This window comes from Sphingobacterium siyangense (assembly GCF_007830445.1).
GTDB classification, from domain to species: domain Bacteria; phylum Bacteroidota; class Bacteroidia; order Sphingobacteriales; family Sphingobacteriaceae; genus Sphingobacterium; species Sphingobacterium siyangense.
This window is the reverse complement of record NZ_VLKR01000009.1, coordinates 23,187-44,617: the sequence shown is the minus strand read 5'-3', so window position 1 is coordinate 44,617 and position 21,431 is coordinate 23,187. Positions and strand designations below refer to the sequence as shown.

19 protein-coding genes are annotated in these 21,431 nt (G+C 39.9%); 14 read left to right on the top strand and 5 right to left on the bottom strand.

Annotated elements, in window-relative coordinates:
* The first annotated feature begins 154 nt into the window (after positions 1 to 154).
* The 3 genes from IQ31_RS09890 (at position 155) to IQ31_RS27635 (ending at position 3,215) form a co-directional block, all read left to right on the top strand.
* The gene (locus IQ31_RS09890; RefSeq protein WP_075993490.1) at positions 155 to 1,438 is read left to right on the top strand and encodes a Gfo/Idh/MocA family protein; all 1,284 of its coding nucleotides are present in this window, start codon (positions 155 to 157) and stop codon (positions 1,436 to 1,438) included.
* Position 1,439: 1 nt separating this feature from the next.
* Positions 1,440 to 2,933, top strand: coding sequence for an alpha-L-fucosidase (locus IQ31_RS09885; protein WP_208734195.1), 1,494 nt, complete (start codon positions 1,440 to 1,442; stop codon positions 2,931 to 2,933).
* An 87-nt stretch (positions 2,934 to 3,020) separates the two neighbouring features.
* Complete coding sequence (locus IQ31_RS27635; RefSeq protein WP_208734193.1) at positions 3,021 to 3,215, top strand: hypothetical protein; 195 nt, start codon at positions 3,021 to 3,023, stop codon at positions 3,213 to 3,215.
* Between the two features lie 11 nt (positions 3,216 to 3,226).
* Here the strand turns inward: IQ31_RS27635 and IQ31_RS09880 are convergent, their stop codons facing one another.
* Positions 3,227 to 3,568, bottom strand: coding sequence for a winged helix-turn-helix transcriptional regulator (locus IQ31_RS09880; protein ID WP_075993488.1), 342 nt, complete (start codon positions 3,566 to 3,568; stop codon positions 3,227 to 3,229).
* Between the two features lie 78 nt (positions 3,569 to 3,646).
* Here IQ31_RS09880 and IQ31_RS09875 point away from each other — a divergent pair, with 78 nt between their 5' ends.
* Positions 3,647 to 4,396 (top strand): SDR family oxidoreductase, encoded by a 750-nt coding sequence (locus tag IQ31_RS09875; protein WP_075993487.1) that lies wholly within the window; start codon positions 3,647 to 3,649, stop codon positions 4,394 to 4,396.
* Positions 4,397 to 4,562: 166 nt separating this feature from the next.
* Here the strand turns inward: IQ31_RS09875 and IQ31_RS09870 are convergent, their stop codons facing one another.
* From IQ31_RS09870 to IQ31_RS09860, 3 genes are all read right to left on the bottom strand, one after another.
* Complete coding sequence (locus tag IQ31_RS09870) at positions 4,563 to 5,402, bottom strand: cold-shock protein (RefSeq protein ID WP_145327869.1); 840 nt, start codon at positions 5,400 to 5,402, stop codon at positions 4,563 to 4,565.
* A 95-nt stretch (positions 5,403 to 5,497) separates the two neighbouring features.
* Positions 5,498 to 6,433, bottom strand: coding sequence for a helix-turn-helix domain-containing protein (locus IQ31_RS09865; RefSeq protein ID WP_075993485.1), 936 nt, complete (start codon positions 6,431 to 6,433; stop codon positions 5,498 to 5,500).
* Positions 6,434 to 6,503: 70 nt separating this feature from the next.
* The gene (locus tag IQ31_RS09860; RefSeq protein WP_075993484.1) at positions 6,504 to 7,346 is read right to left on the bottom strand and encodes an SDR family NAD(P)-dependent oxidoreductase; all 843 of its coding nucleotides are present in this window, start codon (positions 7,344 to 7,346) and stop codon (positions 6,504 to 6,506) included.
* Positions 7,347 to 7,559: 213 nt separating this feature from the next.
* On the opposite strand from IQ31_RS09860, the gene IQ31_RS09855 reads away from it, so the two are divergent.
* The 7 genes from IQ31_RS09855 to IQ31_RS09830 all read left to right on the top strand — a co-directional run bounded on the left by IQ31_RS09855 (position 7,560) and on the right by IQ31_RS09830 (position 17,547).
* On the top strand, positions 7,560 to 8,459 hold the full coding sequence (locus IQ31_RS09855; RefSeq protein WP_075993483.1) for an SPL family radical SAM protein: 900 nt from the start codon (positions 7,560 to 7,562) through the stop codon (positions 8,457 to 8,459).
* A gap of 720 nt (positions 8,460 to 9,179) precedes the next feature.
* The gene (locus IQ31_RS09850; RefSeq protein WP_244294450.1) at positions 9,180 to 12,407 is read left to right on the top strand and encodes a SusC/RagA family TonB-linked outer membrane protein; all 3,228 of its coding nucleotides are present in this window, start codon (positions 9,180 to 9,182) and stop codon (positions 12,405 to 12,407) included.
* Between the two features lie 4 nt (positions 12,408 to 12,411).
* Entirely contained in the window at positions 12,412 to 13,062 is a 651-nt protein-coding gene (locus IQ31_RS27865) for a RagB/SusD family nutrient uptake outer membrane protein (protein WP_244294449.1), read from the top strand.
* A gap of 14 nt (positions 13,063 to 13,076) precedes the next feature.
* A complete protein-coding gene (locus IQ31_RS27860; protein WP_244294447.1) occupies positions 13,077 to 14,153 on the top strand; it encodes a RagB/SusD family nutrient uptake outer membrane protein in 1,077 nt (358 codons plus the stop codon).
* 481 nt (positions 14,154 to 14,634) lie between these two features.
* Entirely contained in the window at positions 14,635 to 15,876 is a 1,242-nt protein-coding gene (locus tag IQ31_RS09840) for a quaternary amine ABC transporter ATP-binding protein (protein ID WP_075993480.1), read from the top strand.
* A 2-nt stretch (positions 15,877 to 15,878) separates the two neighbouring features.
* Positions 15,879 to 16,706, top strand: coding sequence for an ABC transporter permease (locus IQ31_RS09835; protein ID WP_075993479.1), 828 nt, complete (start codon positions 15,879 to 15,881; stop codon positions 16,704 to 16,706).
* Position 16,707: 1 nt separating this feature from the next.
* Positions 16,708 to 17,547, top strand: a complete 840-nt coding sequence (locus IQ31_RS09830) for a glycine betaine ABC transporter substrate-binding protein (RefSeq protein WP_088162284.1) — start codon at positions 16,708 to 16,710, stop codon at positions 17,545 to 17,547.
* A 68-nt stretch (positions 17,548 to 17,615) separates the two neighbouring features.
* Here IQ31_RS09830 and IQ31_RS09825 read toward each other — a convergent pair whose 3' ends face one another.
* Positions 17,616 to 17,876, bottom strand: a complete 261-nt coding sequence (locus IQ31_RS09825) for a hypothetical protein (protein WP_046675378.1) — start codon at positions 17,874 to 17,876, stop codon at positions 17,616 to 17,618.
* 185 nt (positions 17,877 to 18,061) lie between these two features.
* Between IQ31_RS09825 and IQ31_RS09820 the strand changes: the two genes are divergently transcribed.
* The 3 genes from IQ31_RS09820 to IQ31_RS09810 all read left to right on the top strand — a co-directional run bounded on the left by IQ31_RS09820 (position 18,062) and on the right by IQ31_RS09810 (position 21,398).
* Positions 18,062 to 19,048 (top strand): helix-turn-helix transcriptional regulator, encoded by a 987-nt coding sequence (locus IQ31_RS09820; RefSeq protein ID WP_115050491.1) that lies wholly within the window; start codon positions 18,062 to 18,064, stop codon positions 19,046 to 19,048.
* A 175-nt stretch (positions 19,049 to 19,223) separates the two neighbouring features.
* The gene (locus tag IQ31_RS09815; protein WP_244294444.1) at positions 19,224 to 20,033 is read left to right on the top strand and encodes a siderophore-interacting protein; all 810 of its coding nucleotides are present in this window, start codon (positions 19,224 to 19,226) and stop codon (positions 20,031 to 20,033) included.
* A gap of 15 nt (positions 20,034 to 20,048) precedes the next feature.
* The gene (locus IQ31_RS09810; RefSeq protein ID WP_145327867.1) at positions 20,049 to 21,398 is read left to right on the top strand and encodes an MATE family efflux transporter; all 1,350 of its coding nucleotides are present in this window, start codon (positions 20,049 to 20,051) and stop codon (positions 21,396 to 21,398) included.
* Positions 21,399 to 21,431 lie beyond the last annotated feature (33 nt).

Sequence of the window (21,431 nt, the reverse complement as noted above, 5' to 3'; positions counted from 1 at the left end):
GTATTCAAAGTCCTTTATTTCAGCCATTTTGTTTGGATTAATATTCTTCATCCTAAAGACTAAATGTTATATTAGTAATCTCACTAGGGGGGATCCCAAGATAATCGTCTTCCTAGTAATGAATACACAATATCAATATAAACCAAACTAAACAATGAAGAGAAAAGAATTTATCCGAAATACGAGCCTATTGGCTGCATCAGCACTTTTTGCACAGACGAAAGTATTCGGTTTTCAAGCTGATACGGTTCGTGTAGGGCTGATCGGTACAAACGGAATGGGTTGGTCCAATCTGAACGCCATCTTGAAGGTATCAGGAGTGCAGTGTACGGCATTATGTGATGTCGATGAAAATGTTTTGGGGAATCGAGCTGAGGAACTAAAGAAACGCAATATCAATGTGAAGACTTACATCGATTATAAAGACCTCCTAAAAGCAAATGACGTTGATGTTGTTATTGTCGCTACCCCCGATCATTGGCATTGTATGCAAATGGTTGATGCTGTTGCGGCCGGAAAAGATGTGTATGTCGAAAAACCGATTGGAAACTCCATTCGGGAATGTGAAATTATGGTTGCAGCTGCTAAAAAGCATAAGCGCGTTGTACAGGTTGGGCAGTGGCAACGAAGCCAACAACATTTCAGAGATGCGATGGATTTTGTTCATAGCGGAAAATTGGGGAAAATACGTCTTGTTAAGGCTTGGGCTTACCAAGGTTGGATGAAGAGCATCCCGGTTCAGGCAGACGCTCCTGTTCCTGCGGGAGTACATTATGATAAATGGTTGGGGCCAGCACCAAAACGTGCATTTAATCCCAATCGTTTTCACTTCAATTTTAGATGGTATTGGGATTATGCGGGTGGCTTGATGACCGATTGGGGGGTACATATGTTGGATTATGCGCTAATTGGAATGAAAGTATCAGATCCTGTTTCTGTTATGGCTGCTGGAGGTAAATTTGCTTATCCTGACGATGCCGCTGAAACACCCGATAGTTTAACAACGGTATACGAGTTTGATGGATTTAATGTTCAATGGGAGCAGGCAACAGGTATAGATTTGGGTCCTTACCAGAAGACTCACGGAGTTGCTTTCATTGGCAATAATGGTACCTTGGTGGTCAATCGTGAGGGTTGGGAGGTTATCCCGGAGAAAGGGCGAATGGATGCTGTCTCTTTTCAACGTTCACAAGATAATGGGTTGGACAAGCATATGGTTAATTTTGTTGAAGCAGTTAGAAAGAAATCCGTGGAGGGTTTACATGCTCCGATAGAAGCCGGGGCACATATTGCGATATTCTCACAAATGGGAAATATTGCTTATCGGGCCAAAAAGAAATTGTTCTGGGACAAACAAAAGCGCAGTTTCAATGATAAGGATGCCGACCAGTACCTGGCGAAAGTTTATCATAATGGTTATAACCTGCCCAAAGTCTAAGATGTTAAAAATAGGTATTAAAAAGATATTGTTTTGTCTAGTACTGGCGGGGTTGGTTGTGAACCAGGTTTCAGCGCAACAGATGGAACACATGTGGGATGGTGAAGGGGGAAATAAAGCGATCGCCCAAAATAGAGGGAAACTGTTCCGTGAAGGCAAATATGCGATGTTTATCCATTGGGGAATCTATTCGCAGCTGGCAAATACCTGGAAGGGAAAAACGTTTTATGGCATAGGGGAGTGGCTCATGAACAAGAGCATGGCCAATATCCCTGTTGCGGACTATATGGCTGCTGCGGGTTCTTTCCATCCAGATCATTTTGATGCTAAAGCTATTGTGCAGCTTGCAAAAGATGCCGGAATGCGTTACATCGTGATCACAAGTAAACATCACGATGGATTTTCAATGTTTCATTCTAAGGTGAATTCTTTTAATATTGTTGAGGCGACTGACTTTAAGCGTGATCCAATGATTGAGCTCGCAAAAGCCTGTAAAGAGGGGGGAATTGGTTTTGGGTTCTATTATTCGCAAAATCAGGATTGGACTTATCCTGGCGGAAATGGAGGCCCCAAGGTGAATGCAGCTGGTCAGCCGAAAACATTTGATGATTATTTTTGGGAAAAATGTTATCCTGAGGTGGATCAGATTACGACACAATATGGACCGATAGAATTGGTCTGGTTCGATACTCCTGGGGGAATGGACAAGAAATATGCACAAAAGCTTGTTGAATTGGTTCATAAAAATCAACCCGGAGCATTTGTGTCAGGGCGAGTTGGGCATGGGCTCGGGGATTATTCTACTTTAGGAGATATGGAAGTACCGCGGCAGAATGTTCCAGGGCTTTGGGAAGCAGTGGATGTAACCAACGATTCTTGGGGTTATGCTTGGTACGACAATAATTGGAAGAGTGCTCGCGAGATCCTATTGCGTACATTGTCGACGGTTGGTCGAGGTGGGACTTATATGTTAAATGTCGGCCCCAAGCCCGACGGGACTATTCCAGAGCCCGCGAGCTTAGCGTTGCGCGGTGCGGGTGCCTGGATCCGAAAATATCCAGAGACCGTTTATGGTGCACAGGCGTCACCTAGGGGGCATGCCTTACCCTGGGGAGATGCTACTGTGCAGGGACGTAAAATTTCATTGTTGGTCTATCATTGGCCGACCAATGGAAAGTTGTTTGTTCCGGGCCTAACAAAAGGGATAAAGTCGATTAGCCTTTTAACTTCCAACGGCAAAAAGTCCTTGAATTACACGTTCGATGGAAAATGGTTAAAAATCAATACGCCAGGTGTAGCCCCCGATCCATTGGTTTCTGTCATTGAGGTCGTTATGCGGGAAATGCCCGTTATTGATAAAATGTTGGGAGTTGATCCGGCCATGGAGACAATTGTGCCTGTTGATTTTGCTGAAGTTGAAGGATGTAATAAAACTGGAAAATCCTGGATGGAAAAATTCGGTGAATGGAAGCATGTGGTTCAAGTAGGGCAATAGACTGATGAAAGTAAACTAACGTATGCTATAGACATTGTTAAGCCAGGCTATTATCAAATTGATCTCAATTATACGGGGCAGGGGAGAGTGGTGTGGAAAATCGAAAACTCGGCTGGGGAGATCGTGCAGAATCAGCAAGCGGCCTCTTCTGTGTATAATTGGTACCCTTGGGGATGGATGAAATTTAAGGCTCCGGGACGTTACAAAATTACTGTTTCTTTAGTGGAGGGCGATGGTGATAAACTCAGTCTTACTGCACTTCGATTTAAATCTGTAGAATAGAGCTCAAAAGTCTATTCTACAGATTCTTCAATAATCACCTTTCTGTGCTCTCGGCCCCAGTTAATCATTTCTTGGATGATATTACCAAATGTCCGGCAATAGGCAGTCGGTAGGTATTCAATTAGCACAGGGCTGTCCGGATTGACTTTTCTGTTAACAAGCTTGTTGAGTTCCATATCTTTCAATTCTTTGGACAGCATACGTGTAGTGATACCAGTGATACTTCGTTCAATTTCTCGAAACCGTTTATTACCGTTGCATAGTGAATTGATAATAGGAATACGCCATTTTCCGCCTATAAAATACAGGGTGTCTTGTAATGCTCTTAGTTCTTCTACTTGATTTCTTTCCATGGTAATTTTGGTATACTCTATTATACTGGTATCAAATGTATATCAAATACCCAATATATTTGTCAAAAAAATAGAACAATGGAAAATTTAGAAAACAAAGTCGTCTTAGTTACGGGAGGGAATAGTGGAATTGGTTTCGCAACAGCAAAGGAGTTTAGTAAAAATGGAGCACAAGTTATTATTACAGGAAGAAGAAAGCAAGCTATTGATCAAGCTGCTGAGCGGATAGGAGCAACAGCTTACGTGGCGGATCAGGCTATACTGCAAGATATTGAAAAACTTGCTCAGGAAATAAAAGATCGGTTTGGATATATTGATGTCCTATTTATAAACGCCGGTATTACAGGTGAAGGAGGTTTTATTGATGAAGCATCAGAAGCGAATTTTGATGCAGTAATGGATATCAATTTAAAAGGTTCATATTTTACATTGAGCAGATTTATCCCTCTACTTCGCGATGGTGCGTCTGTCGTTATTCTTTCTTCTAATGTAGCTACCTTAAATATGCCAGCGAGTTCGATTTACCAAGCGAGTAAAGCGGCCGTTAATTCCTTCGCCAAAACAGCGGCAATGGAGCTTGCAAACCGTAAAATTCGTGTAAACACGGTGAGTCCGGGTCCGACTAGGACAGATGTGCTTAACAAGAATTATGACAAGCAGACTGTCGAAAATATTTGGAATAAGTTGGCAGCAGAATCTCCACTCAAAAAGATAGGTACAGCCGAAGACGTCGCTAAAATGGTTGTTTATTTGAGTGGTGATCATGCATCTTACATCACTGGTGCTGATTTTGTTTTGGACGGTGGAATGGGGATCAATCATTCTTAACCACCTGCATAGCGCATAAAGAGGACTTTAGGTGAAGAACTTATCCTTCGTAGATATTCAATTATTATCATACGAAGGATAATCAATAGTTCAGATTCTTTGTCTGATCTCGCTTATTATATTGGGGCGGATTGCATGCTAATTTTACAGCATTAAATAGTTTCAGCTATTCTTGCAGCAGCGTCTGTATTTTTTCAATAGAATCCTCATTCTCCAAAAACTCAATATAAGGTAACAATGGTTCAATATCCTTTTTGTCCATTGTTTCTATGTCTTCAAATAAAGCATTTACAAAATCAGTGCAAAAAGATTTGCCAAAGCTGTAAGTGTTTATTCTCGCCAGATCCTCACAATTGATTTCGGTGGCATTCAGATTAAATACAAGCTCAGGAATTTCGTAGTCGCCTTCCGCCGGATAGCCAATATACCTAAACATGCTTTCCTTCCATACGCGAAATAGAATTTGATGTGAGACATGTTTCCCAAAGTATTCGAACACCTTGGAAAGTATATCGTAAGCGGTTTCTTTCTCAAAAACACCAGTAATGCTTTTGTCGATCAATTCGGCATAGGAAATGAAAATTGAGCTATCAAAATGAACATCAAAATTAGCGGTCAGCATGGCCACAATATGTTCTCTGGGCTGGGTTCTTAAAAGTTGTCTTGCTGTTAATGAGGTTAAGTTATGCTTTTGTTCTCGACCGTGGCTGTCGGGGAGGAGTACGGTGTGTTCTTTGTCGAGGAGCGAGATGACGAATTTCCAATCTTCGGGCCTTTTGAGAATCCTGCAGTTCTGGGCGAGATAACCGCTCCTTTTAGGGTCGGGTTTCTTATCGCCAACAATAACTTCTCCAGGTTGAATAATATGTTCTGGAGGAACTTTAAACCTGCGTATATGCACAAAGAGTTCTTCTCCGGAAGGTAACGCAAGAGTACCAAATCCTTTGTTATTGTCGAACCATTTGACTGCGCCGATAAACATGGCTGGGGTTGAGTTTTGTTTCAATAGTATAAAGGTAATGAATAAATGCCTTTATTAGGTATTGAAAATGAAATATTTGCAATTATTTGTGCTATATCACTTATTTTTCTCGTATTTACCTACTTATTTGGTTGGGGAAAAGATTTTCGGAAGGCCAAAGGCGACATATTTGTCTTCGCTTTGAATAACTTGTTAAAAGATTGGGGATGGCCAAAGCCCAAGTCGTAAGCAACTTCGCTTACGGATAGGTTTGTGATGGATAATTTTTCTTTTGCTTTGTCAATTATTTTATCATGGATGAAATGCTGGGTATTTTCACCAGTCTGCAAACGGAGCATATCGCTTAAATAGCTAGCTGAAATGTGTAGGCGATCAGCAAGATACTGTACCGTTGGGATGCCTTGTTTGGTAGAAATATTGTTAGCGAAATATGCTTCCAATATTTCCTCAAGTTTGGCTATTAAGTTTGTATTAATCGCTTTTCGTGTGATAAACTGTCTTTTATAAAATCGGTTGGCATAATTTAAAAGTAATTCAATGTGGGAAATAATCACATCTTGACTAAAGTCATCGATTCGGCTAGTTAATTCTTCATCGATGTGTCGGAAGATGGAAATAATTCGGTCTTTTTCTTTTTCGGATAAATGTAGGGCTTCATTTGTGGTATAAGAAAAAAAACCGTACTGTTTTATTTTTTTTGCTAGCGGATATCCCCAAAAGAAATCGGGATGTATCAAAAGGGTATATTGTGAGCATACTTCGCCTTCATTTGCGCCATGGTTTCCTATAATTTGATTTGGAGCGGCAAACAGAAGTCCACCTTCGTCAAAGTCATAGTAACCTTGTCCATAGATGAGTTTTCCTTTAATGCTCGGTTTGTAGGATATTTTGTAGAAATTCAATACATGCGGTTGAGGAATATTGTTGAGCATAATCTGATGAGTGCTGCCATTCACCATGCTAACCAAGGGGTGGACCGGTGTTGGAAGGCCAAAAGCACGGTGAATATCCGATAGGGATTCCATCTTTGGAAGAGCTTTTTGTTCTTTTTTCATTTTTGAATTTACATAATTCTCGTTTACAATAGTCGATAATGTAAACGAGAATGAATTATTGACATAGGGATTACTTGGAAGCGCCTTGAGCTTGGGCTGAAACAGTATCCCATTCTTTCCATGTGGCAATCCTTTCGGCATACACACTACTTACCCAAGATAGGTTCCCATTTCCTAGATTAAACCGCAAGGGAGGATTTTCTGTGTCAACAATACTGAAGATTGCAGCTGGGGTCGCATTCGGATCACCTTTCTCCATTTTTCCTAAATCAGTAAAAAATTGGGCTTTAAAATCCTGGTAGGGATCTAATGTTTCAGCAAATTGTAGAGATTCCTGACTTCCAAATTCGGTGGCATAGGCTCCGGGTTCTATGATGGTTACTCTGATGCCAAACGCTTTGACCTCAAGTGCTAAGCTTTCGTGTATTGCTTCAAATGCCCATTTTGAGGAACAATAGTATCCGATTACAGGCAGTGTAACGTGGCCTAGGCTACTTGATGTACCTAAGATGTGGCCATATCCTTGCTGACGTAATAATGGTAAAACAGCTTGAATGACAGCGACCGGTCCAAGGATATTTGTTTCGTATTGTTTTCGAATATCGTTCATGCTAGCTTCCTCAATAGTTCCAACCAGAGAGTAACCTGCATTGTTAAGGACAATGTCTAACTGGCCAAAGTGATCATATGCCTGTTGTACAACAGTTTTTACTTTTTTTGTATCGGTAACGTCCAATTCCAGTGTCAATACGTTGTCTCCATATTTCTCATTGAGATAGGCGATGGAAGAGAGTCGTCGTGCGGTAGCAATTACTTTGTCGCCTCGCTGGAGCGCTGCCTCTGTCCAGATTTTCCCGAATCCGCGCGAACTGCCCGTGATAAACCATATTTTACTTTGCGTATTTTGTGTCATATTTCTTTGTATTTGTAATACAAACTTCCATAAAGAGCGTCTAATAAAAATCGCCAAATTGAGGGAATATGTAGCCGAAAGGAGTTTTGTGAAATTTATTTAAACGAATAATTTTATGGAATTATTTTTTGTCTCTTAGTCGTAATTTTGAATTAACTTAGTATGTTAAAATCTGTTTTATAAGATAGATTTTCATTAAACGTAAAGTTCCGTATGCAGCGTGTAATTGCTAAATCCATTCTTAACAAAACAAAACAGAGAGATCCTTGGTTTCTTGATGACTATACTGTAAATCCCTATAGCGGATGCTCTTTTAACTGTCTATATTGTTATATCAGGGGTAGTAAATATGGGGTAAATATGGCTGAAAAGCTAAGTGTCAAACAGAACGCGATTGATTTGTTGGATCGTGCTTTAGCGCTCCGTGCCCGTAAAAAACAATATGGAATAATTGTACTGTCGTCTGCAACGGATCCTTATCTGCAATTTGAACAGACGGAGTTACTGACGCGGCAATTGTTGGAAATTATATTACATTATCGTTTCCCAGTGCATATTATCACCAAATCGGATCTCGTCAGTAGAGATTTTGATTTGGTGAAGCAGATTGATGCTGAAGCAATACTTCCATTTGATCTGCAAGGTAAATTAACACATCGTGCTTTTATTACCTTTTCATTTTCGACAATCGATACCGAAATTGCCAGAATATTTGAACCGGGTGCACCATCGCCTGAGCTTCGTTTGAGTACATTGAGTCAGGCGCGAATGATGGGATTGTGTAGTGGCGTAAGTTTAATGCCTTTGTTACCATTTATTTCAGATACAGGAGCTCATCTTGATCAGATGTTTTCGACTTTTCGATCCGTTGATGCAAATTATATTTTTCCAGCAACCTTGGCGTTATATGGTTCTGACCCTGGTGATAATCGGACTTTGGTTATGCGCGCGGTTGAAAAACACTATCCACAGTTCGTGGAAAAATACCAACGATTGTTTGGTCCGGACGGTAAGCTTCCCAACTATTATCGACAGGCATTTGCGGAAAAGGTAAAGGGATTATGTGTACAATATGGGCTGCGAGACCGGCTGCCGGCTGGCGATTCCTTATAATTTCTTGAGTATTTCAGTCAATTGATCAACACCAAAGTTGGATTTAAGAACCTTTGTTTCGAAATACCGTAGTTGTAGAAATAGAAGCAAGAATTTTCTATTAGAGTTAAAGGCCTGATATTTATGGAATCTATTGGGTGGATAGCTAGGGATACCGACTATACTTTTCTTGTTCTAGCTCTTAACAAATACAGATATTTTCGGTATTCCGGCAGTCTGAATTTTAACCTTTAATTGTATGTTTTGGTCCTAGCTGAAACCGATGGAAAACGAATTTTTTGTATAAATGACTTTTATGACGAAGTTTTAAATTAAAACTAAGGAAATAATTAGCCTAATTGTTCGTGTGTTTTATGGATTAAATATAGGTGTGTCTTGTTTTGTTTTTATGTTGTTTTGTTTCAAATATGTTACATTTTATTTCGTATTGTATTTTTTAAAATATTATTTGTCTGTTTTTGTGTAATTGTTTGGTTTTAAGCTATTTAATTAGTTTAATGAAATTAATTGGCGCTTTGTTTTGCTAAAAAATTAAAAAAGACATTCTGTTTCGTGTTAAAATTATATTATCTTAATACTGATTTAACCAATTGTCGTTTAATTGTTTAGTAATGCTTTATTAATAATTTACAAATATTAAATAACCTTTCTTTGTAACCGAAGAAAAACAAAACCAAATTAAGGAAAACGAAACACGTATTACTTCCTGTAATGATTGGGATGTCTTTCGGCGCGTGGGCCAAGAGCAAACCTGTCTTTCTGACATCTATTCCAGATGTTGAAATTTCTGCCAAATTTCAGGGGCCTATCCGAGGCATTGTAAAAACAGCAACCGGTGAACCTATCTTAGGTGCATCAATTTTTAATTTAACTACTGGTAAAACTACACAGACTGACCAGCATGGCGATTTTGTCATTGAAGGGAAAATCGGGCATACACTGAGCTTGTCGATGATCGGTTTTGAAACACAGCAAGTAAAAGTAGAGGCAACAACTTTAACGATTCAGCTGGTTTCTACAGATCAATCGCTTGATGAAGTAATTGTTGTCGGGTATGGTAAGCAAAAAAAGGTAAACTTAACGGGTGCTGTTACACAGATTGATGCGAAGATACTTGAAAACCGTCCAGTTGCCAATGCTACTCAGGCTTTGCAGGGAGCAATACCAAATTTGAATATTACATTTACCAATGGTAGGCCAGGAGGGGAAGGGAATGTTAATATCCGGGGCTTTGCTTCGATAAACTCAGCTAATGCACAACCTCTTATTCTCATTGATGGTGTCCCAGGTAATATCAATACTATCAATCCGCGTGATATTGAATCGATATCCGTTTTAAAAGATGCTTCTGCTGCAGCGATTTATGGAGCTCGAGGGGCATTCGGTGTTATGCTAGTAACAACCAAAAAAGGAAAGGCCGGAAAAATGAACATTAATTATAGTAATAATTTTGGTTGGTCTGGACTGACTGTGCGGACAGATTTTATGACGAGCGGATATGATGCCGCGAAACTAAATGATGAAGCTTTTATTCGTGCCACTGGTAATAGTTATACGGGATATACAGAAGATGACTATGCTGAACTATTGAAACGAAAAACAGATCCGAGCCTGCCTTCCGTAGTGATTCAGAATAGAAATGGAAAAGATCAATATGTATATTATGGCAATACAGATTGGTGGAATGAGATGTATCGAAAAACACAGGCATCGATGGAACATTCGTTGAATTTCTCTGGTGGTAGTGAAAAAATTGATTATTATGTGTCGGGGCGTCTTTATGAAAAAGGTGGGCTAATGAAAATTAACCAAGATAAATTCGATGCATATAATGTTCGATCGCGCATAAATGCGCAGGTGACCCCTTGGTTGAAAGTAAGTGCAAATACCCAGCTCAATTATCAGAATTATACCTATCCGGGATGGGCGACAAGTCCAGATAATAACAATAATTTTATTTCGACAACGGTACATGCTTTACCATCTTATGTGCCAATGAATCCAGATGGTACAGCAACATATAGGACCGAGTTGAACAATTATAATATTGGTGATGGTATTTACGCAGATTTGTTGCATGGAAAGTCAAAAGGAGGCGAGGATAAATATGAGTTTATCAATATGTTTGAGACGGTATTTCAATTGGCGCCAAACTTGACCTTAACGGGGAATTACACCTTTACCTATAACCCTATACACAATTGGAATAGGAGAACTGTAGCGCCTTGGTCTGTTTTCCCGGGAGTGATCAATTACCTAGGGAATGATACGTTTACCGAAACGATTATCAATCGACCTAAACACTCACTCAACCTTTTTGCAAATTATAACAAGCAGTTAGGGGACCATCAGTTGGCGGCTACGGTGGGTTTTAACCAGGAGACTACCGGATACAAACGAATTGGTGGAACACATAATAACCTATTGTCAGAGGATCTGAATGACTTTGCTCTTGGGACTGGTCAGATGCAACTACTCGGAAATGCAAATACATGGGCACTACGAGGATACTTTGGAAGGCTGAATTACAACTATAAAGGGAAATATCTTTTGGAAGTTAATGGTCGCTATGATGGAACTTCTAAATTTCCGTCCAATCAGCGGTATGGATTTTTCCCGTCTTTTTCGGGTGGATGGCGGATCTCTGAGGAGTCTTTTATGGCAAATCTGAAACCTGTTTTGAATGAAGCTAAATTTAGAGTTTCTTATGGGGCATTGGGTAATGCGCAAGAGGCTGCTGAGTATGGTTATATCCAATTGTTGAATGCAGGGTTGTCCAATTACATAACCAATGGTACAAAAACACAATACCTGAGTGCTCCGACACCAATTTCAGCTGATTTAACCTGGGAGAGGACGAATACGTTAAATTTTGGAACAGATCTTGAATTTTTTAGAAATCGTTTGAGTGTTTCTGCTGACTATTTTATTCGAAATACGTTGGATATGTTGATCCCAGGTAAGACATTGCCAGCGGTTTTTGGTTCCGGTTCACCTCGGACCAATGCAGGCGACTTACAGAATAAGGGCTGGGAGCTTTCTGTGGCCTGGCGGGATCAACTGGAGCTGGATGGAAAACCTTTTGGCTATAATGTTGGATTGGGACTATCGGATTCCAAAGCGAAGATTACGCGTTTTGACAATAAGGAAATGTTGCTGAGTAACTATTACGTTGGCCAGACTTTGGGCGAAATTTGGGGTTATAGGACCGATGGATTTTTTCAGTCTCAGGCGGAAATTGACAATTGGAAAGTTAATCAGGATTATGTGGACAAACAACGGTTGGCTGCACCGGGAGACTGGTCTAAGCTTCATCCTGGAGATTTGAAATTTGTTGACATTGGTGGAAAGGATGGAGTTCCGGATGGAAAGGTTGATGCTGGAGACAATACATTGATGAACCCTGGGGATCAAGTTATCATCGGGAATAACAGACCCCGTTATACATTTGGTTTTAATTTGGGGGCAAATTGGCAAGGATTCGATATCTCGGCTTTCTTTCAGGGGATAGGTCGACAACATTGGTGGCCTGGAGCAAATGCAGATAAGTTTTGGGGGCCATACTCAAGACCCTATTATTCTTTTGTACCGAAGGATTTTGAACAAGATATTTGGACGCCTGAAAATGCAAATGCCTATTATCCACTGCTACGAGGTTATATTGCCTTAAATGATCGTGGATCTTTGAACGTCAAATCGGATCGTTACTTACAGGATTTAGCTTATATAAGACTAAAAAATCTAACCGTAGGATATACGGTTCCTCAGGCCTGGCTGAAGCGCGTGAAATTGGCCAATGCACGGGTTTATGTGTCAGGTGAAAATATTTGGACGGCGACTAAGCTCCGTTCCAAATATATCGATCCCGAACAGTCGGCTCAAGAGGTCAACGGAAGATCATATCCAATCTCTAAAACATTTTCATTTGGTCTAGATTTAACATTTTAATAGTATGAAAAAGATAGTATATATATATGCATTGTTGAGCTGCGGCATGATGGCTTGTAGCAAAGATTATTTGGAGCGTTTGCCTGAGTCGTCGGTTACTCCTGAGGCTTCCTTTAAAACTGAAAAGGATTTGGCACTATTTACAAAGTCATTTTACGATGCCGCACTGCCTTCGGCCGAAGGTATTTATAACGAATCGGTCGATAATATCGTTAAGACAACATTGGATGATGAATTGACCGGAAAAAGACAGGTTCCGATAAGTGGCGGTGGATGGACTTGGGCAAATCTTCGTAATATCAATTACTTTTTGGCAAATTGCTTTAATACAGTTTCAGAAACAACTGCTGCGCCTTATGCTGCCGAAGCGCGTTTTTTTAGGGCATATTTTTATTTCGATAAACTGAAACGTTTTGGAGATGTGCCTTGGTATGACAAGGTCATTGACCAAAATGACGAAGAACAACTTAAGAAGGCAAGGGATCCTAGAACTTTGGTTGTATCAAATATTCTCGCTGATCTGGACTATGCGATTGCTAATCTATCAGCTACCAAAAGTGATGAAAAAGTGACTAAATGGACTGCATTGGCCTTAAAATCCCGAGTCGCACTTTTTGAAGGAACATTTGTAAATATCACACAGAATTTAATCTAACTGATGCAAACGGTTTGTTAGAGAAGGCAGCCGATGCAGCCAGTAAGCTTATGGAGGGAGCGCAATACAGTGTATACAATGCCGCGGGAACAGACTCTTATGGTGCGTTGTTTTATAGTGTTAATAGTTTGCCGCAAGAGGTTATTTTAGCGCGGAAATTCTCGGATGCTTTGCAAATTTGGCACAATGTAAATTATTATACGATCACGGCTTCCTATGGGAAACCTGGATTGGATAAAAATTTGGTGGATTCTTATCTGATGAAAGATGGAACGAGGTTTACCGATAAATCGAATTACCAAACAATGATGTTTAAAGAAGAGGTTCTAAATCGTGATCCACGCCTAAGCCAGACGATACGTACACCAGGCTATAAGCGTATAGGAGGTGCTGCTGTTGTTGCACCGAACTTTGGGAATTCGGTAACGGGATATCAATTGATCAAATTTGTAGGTGATGTAAAGTATGATAATTACAATCGTTCTGAAAATGATATGCCTATTTTTAGGTATGCCGAGGTTTTATTGAATTATGCTGAAGCGAAAGCAGAGTTAGGTACATTGAGCCAGGCTGATTTGGACAAATCAATTAAGTTGTTACGCGATCGTGTAGGTATGCCAAATCTAAATCTGCAAGCGGCTAAATCAAACCCAGATGCATTTTTAGCTAAAGATTATCCGAATGTAGTTGGTGATATGAAGGGGGTACTATTGGAAATAAGAAGAGAACGACGTGTGGAATTGGTTATGGAGTCTTTCCGTTGGGATGATATCTTAAGATGGAAAAGCGGGCAGTTGGTCACAAGGCAATTTAAAGGGATGTATTTTCCAGGTACAGGTAAGTTTGATCTAGATAATGATGGTAAAGATGACGTTTGGATTTATGAAGGTGACAAGCCTAGTGCTTCAGGCATTCAGTTATTGAAATTAGGGTCGGAAATCTTATTGGAAAATGGAAATAAAGGAAATGTGATTATTAACGCACATATCAAAAAAGTTTTCGATGAAAAGAAAGACTATTTATATCCAATACCTGTTCAAGAACGACAGTTAAATCCTAACCTCATCCAAAATCCAAACTGGGGAGAATAATACCCCTTAGAAAATACGATCAGTGGTCGAGCCCTTCGCCTGCTGATCGTATTTTTTTAACATAACGACGTTTTTTTTAACTATCTGTATTTTAGTTGTATATGGTGGGGAAAAGACGTTTAATTTATTTTTCGTACCTTTGTACTGTCAAAAGACAGAATGGCGTGAGTTTATTCCGCTATGGCTTTGTGCCTTTGGCACAGCCTAGGTTGTTCGTTATACTTGTTGAAGTATATTTTGGAGATGCTTTTTGAATGGAGCATTTCGTCTTTAAAAGATTAGTTTCTTTTTCATCATTGCTCTTACCGAACCGAGAGTAAAGTATGTTAGTTAATAAGTTGATTGAACTGTAAGAGTAAGATTTCGATCAAACGAACTCAACTGTAGGGATATTTTTATTTGTAAGAAAATAGCGTAGGCGTATGGCCTTAGTGGATCACTCATGCCCTTATGGTTTATTTATGTTTAAAAAAATTAAAAAATGGATAAAACTAGTAAGGTAAAAGTAAAAGTTGAAGACTTGGTACTTGTTTTCGGAAAACAGAAGAAGCAAGCTTTGAAATTACTAAATGAGGGTTTCTCCAAAAAAGAAATCTTGGCAAAGACAGATTGCACGATCGGAATCAACAAAGCTAATTTTGAAATCTTCGAGGGTGAATTCTTTGTTATAATGGGACTATCAGGGAGTGGGAAATCTACGCTGCTCCGTTGTCTTAATCGATTGAACGAACCTACATCGGGAAAGGTATTTGTCAATGGAGAGGATATTACAGGGAAAAATAATAAAGATCTTCTTGAAGTCCGTAGGACAGAAATGAGTATGGTCTTTCAAAAGTTTGGTCTGTTGCCACATCATACCGTATTAAGCAATGCCGCTTTTGGTTTAGAACTAAGAGGGGAAGAACGGGAAAAACGGGAATCTAAAGCTCAGAAAGCGCTGGATGTAGTAGGACTGAGTGGATTTGAGCAACAGTTACCGTCTCAGTTATCTGGTGGTATGCAACAGCGGGTTGGACTGGCTCGGGCACTTGCCAATGATCCCGAAGTATTGCTGATGGATGAGGCATTTTCAGCACTAGATCCCCTGATTAAAACCGAAATGCAAGATCAGCTATTGGAGTTGCAGGATAATTTACAAAAGACGATCGTTTTTATTACCCATGATCTCGATGAAGCAATCAAATTGGGCGATCGTATTGCTATTATGAAGGATGGTGTCATCGAACAGATCGGTACCGCGGAAGATATCTTGACAAATCCAGCAAGTGACTATGTTAAAGCCTTCGTTGAAAAAGTGGATCGCAAGTCTATCATTTCGGCAGGTTCCCTGATGTTTGAGAAACCTACTGTTGTACGTTTCAAAAAAGATGGCCCTGAGGGGGCTCTACGGAAAATGCGGTCGACAGGAATTGAAATTCTCCCTGTAGTTGATGCTCATGAGACTTTTCTTGGTTTTGTTCACATGAATGAAGTCATTCAATCTGCAAAGCGTAGGGAACCTACCGTAGAATCCATTATACATACTACCGTTCCAACAGTATCAAAAGAGGTGACCGTTGAAGAAATGTTGCCCCTGATATCGGAGATCCGGTCGCCAATCGCTGTGGTGAATGAACATAATCGTTTGTTGGGGATCGTAACACAGACATCGTTGATTATCGAAGCGACAAAGTATAATGAAGAAGAAATTATTGAATTAAAAGAGAAAGCAAATAATCAGTAGAAATGAATAAAGTAATCGATATAGGACAATACATCGCTGTAGCTGTAAATTGGCTGACAGATCATTTAGAACCATTTTTTAACTTGATAAAAAATACGGGGAATGCATCCATTATTGGACTGGAATGGGTGCTAACAACGATACCTTTTTTTATTATCATCGCATTATTTACAGGTTTAGCCTGGTGGAAATCTGGGAAAGGGGTTGCATTGACAACGTTGGTGGGATTAACATTGATCTATCTGATGGGATTTTGGATTGCAACGATGGAGACTTTGGCCCTGGTGTTGGTCGCTACACTAACAGCATTGGTTATATCAGTTCCTTTGGGTGTGTGGGCCGCGAAGAATAAACTAGCAGCGAAAATCATTCGGCCCTTACTTGATTTAATGCAGACGATGCCTGCCTTTGTTTACTTGATTCCAGCGGTGTTATTTTTTAGTATCGGTAAAGTCCCGGGAGCTTTTGCTACCATTATTTTCGCTATGCCACCTGCCGTCCGTTTGACGACTTTAGGGATTGATGCGGTTCCAAAAGATATCGTTGAAGCTGCACGTTCATTTGGCGCGACCAATAGTCAGATCTTATTTAAAGTAGAACTGCCCTTGGCTACAAAAACAATCTTAGCAGGGATCAATCAGACCATATTACTGTCTTTATCTATGGTTGTTATTGCCGGAATGATTGCTGCTGGTGGCTTGGGAGAAAAAGTGCTTGAGGGTATTAATAACTTGGATATTGGTCTTGGTTTTGAAAGTGGTTTGTCCGTTGTGATTCTCGCTATTATTTTGGATCGAATCACGCAGGGCTTTGTAAAAAAGAAAGCATAGTATGAGGAAAATAAAAAGTATGGTATTGTGTCTGATGGTGTTGTTGCTTGCGTCATGCAGCACAGGTCGGAATAAAAATATTATTCATATCGGTATGGTCGATGGCTGGGCCGAAGGGGTCGCAATGACAGAGGTCGCAAAAGTTATTATGGAAGAAAAGGGATATCATGTTGTTGTCCAGCGGGCTACGCCAGATATGATCTTAGCCTCCATGAACAATGGCGATACAGATCTATATATGGATGTCTGGCTGCCATTGACCCATGGAAGTAAAGTGGCTAAATTCCCCAATATTGAAGAGCTTGGAACGAGTTATAACCATGCGCGAAATGGACTTGTTGTACCGGATTACGTAACAATTGATGGAATTGAAGAGTTGAAAAAACATGAAAAAGAGTTTGATAAACGGATCATTGGAATAGAAAAAGGGGCTGGAATAACACGTGCCGTGGATCAGGTGATCAAAGATTATAGCCTCGATTATAAGCATGTGAACTCATCTACCGTAGCTATGATCACGGAATTGCAAAATGCAATCAAAGCAAAACGTTGGATTGTGGTAGCTGGCTGGCAGCCGCATTGGATGTTTGCTAAAATGAAATTGAAGTTTTTGGATGACCCCAAAAAGACATTGGGTGATGCCGAGCAAATTAAAATTTTTGCACGGGGAAACTTTAACATTGAGCAGCCTGAGCTAGCCCGATTTTTCTCCAAAGTCTACTTCGATGAATCAACAATGGCTGATTTGTTGTCAAAAATGCAGGGAAGCCAGGACAAAGCATTTACGGCAAAAGAATGGGTCAAGAAACATAACGATCTCGTAAAGGGCTGGTTATTGTAAACTGAGGTGATTAAATAGTTATGCTCCCCCAGTACGCTACCCGGCATAGCATAAGGAGGGCATTGTCATTACGACAATGCCCTTAAAAATTTACGGGCCAGTTGAATTTGTTGTTGTTGTATGCTGGATAAAGGATATCTGCTATCATCAATCCATGTGTCGAGCCCCTTTGGAAATTCCCAGGCGAAATCTAAGACTTTCGCTTTTTCTGCGGCTAAAATAATGTCATGTTTCGTTGCATTTGGATTGGCAATCTTGATGTTATTATAAATGCTATCCTGGATGAGTGGAAAGTTGTCTGCCATATCCTGATTTCTATTTGTATCCATAGTGAATTATTTTTCAAATAATTAAGAATGATTCTAAATAATTTTATACTTTAGTCAAAGATAGCAGGCATTCTATTGTTATGGGGTCTGCATAAAGGAGTAAAATGTCCGTCGAAGGGAATATTTCTGTTAAGGTATATTGCCTAATGTGCGTAAGACTATTTGAATCCTAAAAGGAATTAAAAATGGCACTAAGATTATATGATATTGATTCACCCAATTTATTATTGGAGCGGACTTACCCAAGTACCTACTTTTCTGTCGACACTGGAATTTATGAATCTGTAACACATTTAGATACTACATTTGGAAAAGGTTTTTATAAGGAGGTTTTCTTCGATGGTATTCATATTGGTTACGGTCATGCACAGTTATTTAAACGGATGCGGTTTCGTTTTGAAAGTGATTTTGAAACAGTTGAAATGCACTTTGCCTTAAAAGGCAATAGTCAGGCGAGTGGCGAAATGATGCCCTTAGGTGTAAATTTTGAGACATACCAGCATAATATTATTTACGGAAATTCAATGTGTGGTCAAATGGAGTGGGGGAATCAGGAGTTTCAGTTATGTGAAATAAACTTATCGCCCGAATTTTTTAAAAGATTCCTGCCCGAAGATTATAAATTCTTTGCAGATTTTCGGAATGCTATTGACCGTGGTAAATCGGGATTGCTGACCAATATGCATAGACGGATTACCCACGATATGTATGAAATTATCGACGATATAATCAATTGTCAACGAAAGGGAATTTTTAAGAAAATTTTCCTGGAAGCAAAGATTATGGAGCTCTTGCTTCTTCAATTGGAACAGTTTCAGGAAGAGGATTTTGTAGCAGTTTCGTTAAAAAAAGCCGATATCGATAAGATATATGCCGTTCGTGAGTTTCTACTAAAAAATATGGATACCAATAGTACACTAGTCAATCTCGCGCATCTGGTGGGTACCAATGAATTCACATTGAAAAAAGGTTTTAAGGAGCTATTTGGTACGACTGTTTTTGGTTTTTGGCATGACGCAAAAATGGAACATGCCAAGAAACTGATTTTAGATGAAGATCGAACAATCGGTGAAGTTTCTGATTTGGTTGGTTACAAAAATCAACGCCATTTTTCGGACGCCTTTAAACGTAAATTTGGAATCCCACCGAGTAAGCTAAAAAATACCTTGTAATGTGGAATAGTTTTTTTTACACTTTACGGACCTTTTATTCCTTCTTACGGAAGTTTTAATAGCGCATGAATCGGGTTTGATAAAAGTCGAATAACTACCTTTGTTTAGAAAGATTCTTAATAATGGTCTTTTGATCAAATATGTACGTAATTAGAAAATCATGGGAAAAACTGAAATGAAAGTAATACAGCTCGCCCTGACTGTAAGTAGAAAAGAATACCTGACGCCACATTATATTCGTGTTTATTTGACTGGTGATGGTGTAGATCAAATCGCTAATACGACCGTCGGAGTCAATAACAAGATCTTGATTCCGCCAAAGCATGTAGATCGCATTTATTTTCCAGAATTTGATTATGAACGAGGGCAGTGGAAGCCGATGGATGAGGCGATTAGGCCAACAGTTCGAACTTATACACATCGCGGTATCAACCTTGATAGAAATGAGGTATGGATTGATTTTGTTGCCCATGGTGATGAGGGGCCAGCTTCAGCTTGGGCTATGGCTGCAAAACCTGGCGATGTGCTTGGGATTCTAATGAAAGCAGGTAAGACCTCTCTATATGAAGTTGCAGCTAACTATCTCCTTGTTGGGGATGCAACTGCAATTCCTGTTCTGGGGGCAATCTTAGAAGATTTGCCACCTTTGGCAAAGGGAATCTGTATGATTGAAGTACATGGTAGCGAAGATATACAGCAATTGAAGACTAAGGCTGCTATTGATTTTATTTGGTTACATAATGATACGCCACAGGAAGGTAGCCTTTTGGCGGATTTGGTGAAGATCAGATCCTTGCCTGTAGCGGATAAATTTGCTTATGTAGCTGCTGAATTTTCGACAGTTAAGGAGATTCGCAATTATTTGCGTAAGGATCTCGGTTGGGGAAGAGAGGAGCTTTATGCTTATTCGTATTGGAAAGCCGGAGTTGCTGAAGATAAATCTGCTACAGATCGCCGTAGTGAGAGTGAAGAAATCCAGGCCTAACGTTTACGATAGGTTATGGAGAAACAGAAACAACTGATCTTAAACGGTAAGTTAAGTAGAGTGATGTGGCAGATGTCGTGGCCTGCCGTGATTGCAATGGTCCTGTATGGTCTGAACAATTTTCTGGATGGTATTTTTGTTGGTCATCTGATTAACAATACAGCGTTGGCAGCTGTCGGTGTAACCTATCCTTTAGCCCAATTTGCACAAGGTTTTGGTACTCTGATCGGAACAGGTATGGGGGCGGCAATTAGTATTTGGATAGGTGGGGATCAACAGGAGAAATTACATAGGTCATTTGGTACGGTGCATTTTTTGACTATTATTTTCTCTCTTATAATTACGCTCCCTTGCTATGCATTTGCCGACAAATTGGTCTACATGATGGGTGGTAGAGGTGATATATTGGCTCTTGGGGTGGATTACTTTCGAACAACCATATTGGGTAGTTTTTTCTGGATTTATGGTTTGGCCCTCAACATGATTATTCGTGCAGAGGGTCTTATGAAAACTGCGGCCTGGATGATTGCAATTGGATTGCTTGTTGATGTCTTACTTAAACCGGTTTTTATAGAACACTTTGGTTGGGGTGTATCAGGGGCAGCTTGGGCAACCAATATATCGATGATCATCTACACATTTTTAGGTGTATGGTATTACGCCGGGGGAAAGGCTTCGTTCAAAACAAAGTTTTGGTCTTTATCTTGGGATTTATCGATTTTAAAAGAAACGCTTTCATTAGGAATGCCCGGGTTTATTATGATGGTCATGATTGTAATCCAGAATATTGTTGTCTTCAACGCATTGGCCAATTACGGAAATGATATGGATATTACGTTTTTTACGGCGGTCAATCGGCTTTATATTTTATTAAATACCCCACTATGGGGGCTTATGCGGGCTTTGCAGCCTGTAACGGGGATGAACTATGGTGCTGGGCAGTATACGAGAAGTATCAATTCGTACCGTTTATTTGCCATTACTGGGCTGCTGATTCTGCTTCCGTTCTGGTTGCTGGTGATGCTTCATCCCGTTGCTGTGATATCGATACTGATACCAGAAGCGATTTTTTCAATACAGCAGCTAATGGATTTCAGAATTTACATGAGTGTTTTATTGGTTCTTCCATTTATTTTTATGGCGATGGTGTGGTTTCCTTCCATTGATCATGCCAAGCCTGCGACTTTTATCAGTGTATTGCGACAGGTTGTATTTTATATTCCTATCTTAATTATTGCGCCAAAATATTTTGGTGTACACAGCATTTACGTAGCGAGCGCGGCGATAGATTGGATTATTTTCATTATAGTCATCTATGCGGTTCGACGAAGCACGCGGAAGCTCAATATGCAAGTTGATGTATAAGACATTGCAGCGCGAACGATGTTAATGTTAAGT

Bases quoted from the DNA above. Each gene is read 5' to 3' on its own strand.
- IQ31_RS09860 (WP_075993484.1), bottom strand. From the start codon at position 7,346: ATGACACAAAATACGCAAAGTAAAATATGGTTTATCACGGGCAGTTCG.
- IQ31_RS09835 (WP_075993479.1), top strand. From the start codon at position 15,879: ATGAATAAAGTAATCGATATAGGACAATACATCGCTGTAGCTGTAAAT.
- IQ31_RS09825 (WP_046675378.1), bottom strand. From the start codon at position 17,876: ATGGATACAAATAGAAATCAGGATATGGCAGACAACTTTCCACTCATC.
- IQ31_RS09840 (WP_075993480.1), top strand. From the start codon at position 14,635: ATGGATAAAACTAGTAAGGTAAAAGTAAAAGTTGAAGACTTGGTACTT.
- IQ31_RS09850 (WP_244294450.1), top strand. From the start codon at position 9,180: ATGTCTTTCGGCGCGTGGGCCAAGAGCAAACCTGTCTTTCTGACATCT.
- IQ31_RS09855 (WP_075993483.1), top strand. From the start codon at position 7,560: ATGCAGCGTGTAATTGCTAAATCCATTCTTAACAAAACAAAACAGAGA.
- IQ31_RS09890 (WP_075993490.1), top strand. From the start codon at position 155: ATGAAGAGAAAAGAATTTATCCGAAATACGAGCCTATTGGCTGCATCA.
- IQ31_RS09815 (WP_244294444.1), top strand. From the start codon at position 19,224: ATGAAAGTAATACAGCTCGCCCTGACTGTAAGTAGAAAAGAATACCTG.
- IQ31_RS09830 (WP_088162284.1), top strand. From the start codon at position 16,708: ATGAGGAAAATAAAAAGTATGGTATTGTGTCTGATGGTGTTGTTGCTT.
- IQ31_RS27865 (WP_244294449.1), top strand. From the start codon at position 12,412: ATGAAAAAGATAGTATATATATATGCATTGTTGAGCTGCGGCATGATG.
- IQ31_RS09865 (WP_075993485.1), bottom strand. From the start codon at position 6,433: ATGAAAAAAGAACAAAAAGCTCTTCCAAAGATGGAATCCCTATCGGAT.
- IQ31_RS09880 (WP_075993488.1), bottom strand. From the start codon at position 3,568: ATGGAAAGAAATCAAGTAGAAGAACTAAGAGCATTACAAGACACCCTG.
- IQ31_RS09885 (WP_208734195.1), top strand. From the start codon at position 1,440: ATGTTAAAAATAGGTATTAAAAAGATATTGTTTTGTCTAGTACTGGCG.
- IQ31_RS09810 (WP_145327867.1), top strand. From the start codon at position 20,049: ATGGAGAAACAGAAACAACTGATCTTAAACGGTAAGTTAAGTAGAGTG.
- IQ31_RS09875 (WP_075993487.1), top strand. From the start codon at position 3,647: ATGGAAAATTTAGAAAACAAAGTCGTCTTAGTTACGGGAGGGAATAGT.
- IQ31_RS09820 (WP_115050491.1), top strand. From the start codon at position 18,062: ATGGCACTAAGATTATATGATATTGATTCACCCAATTTATTATTGGAG.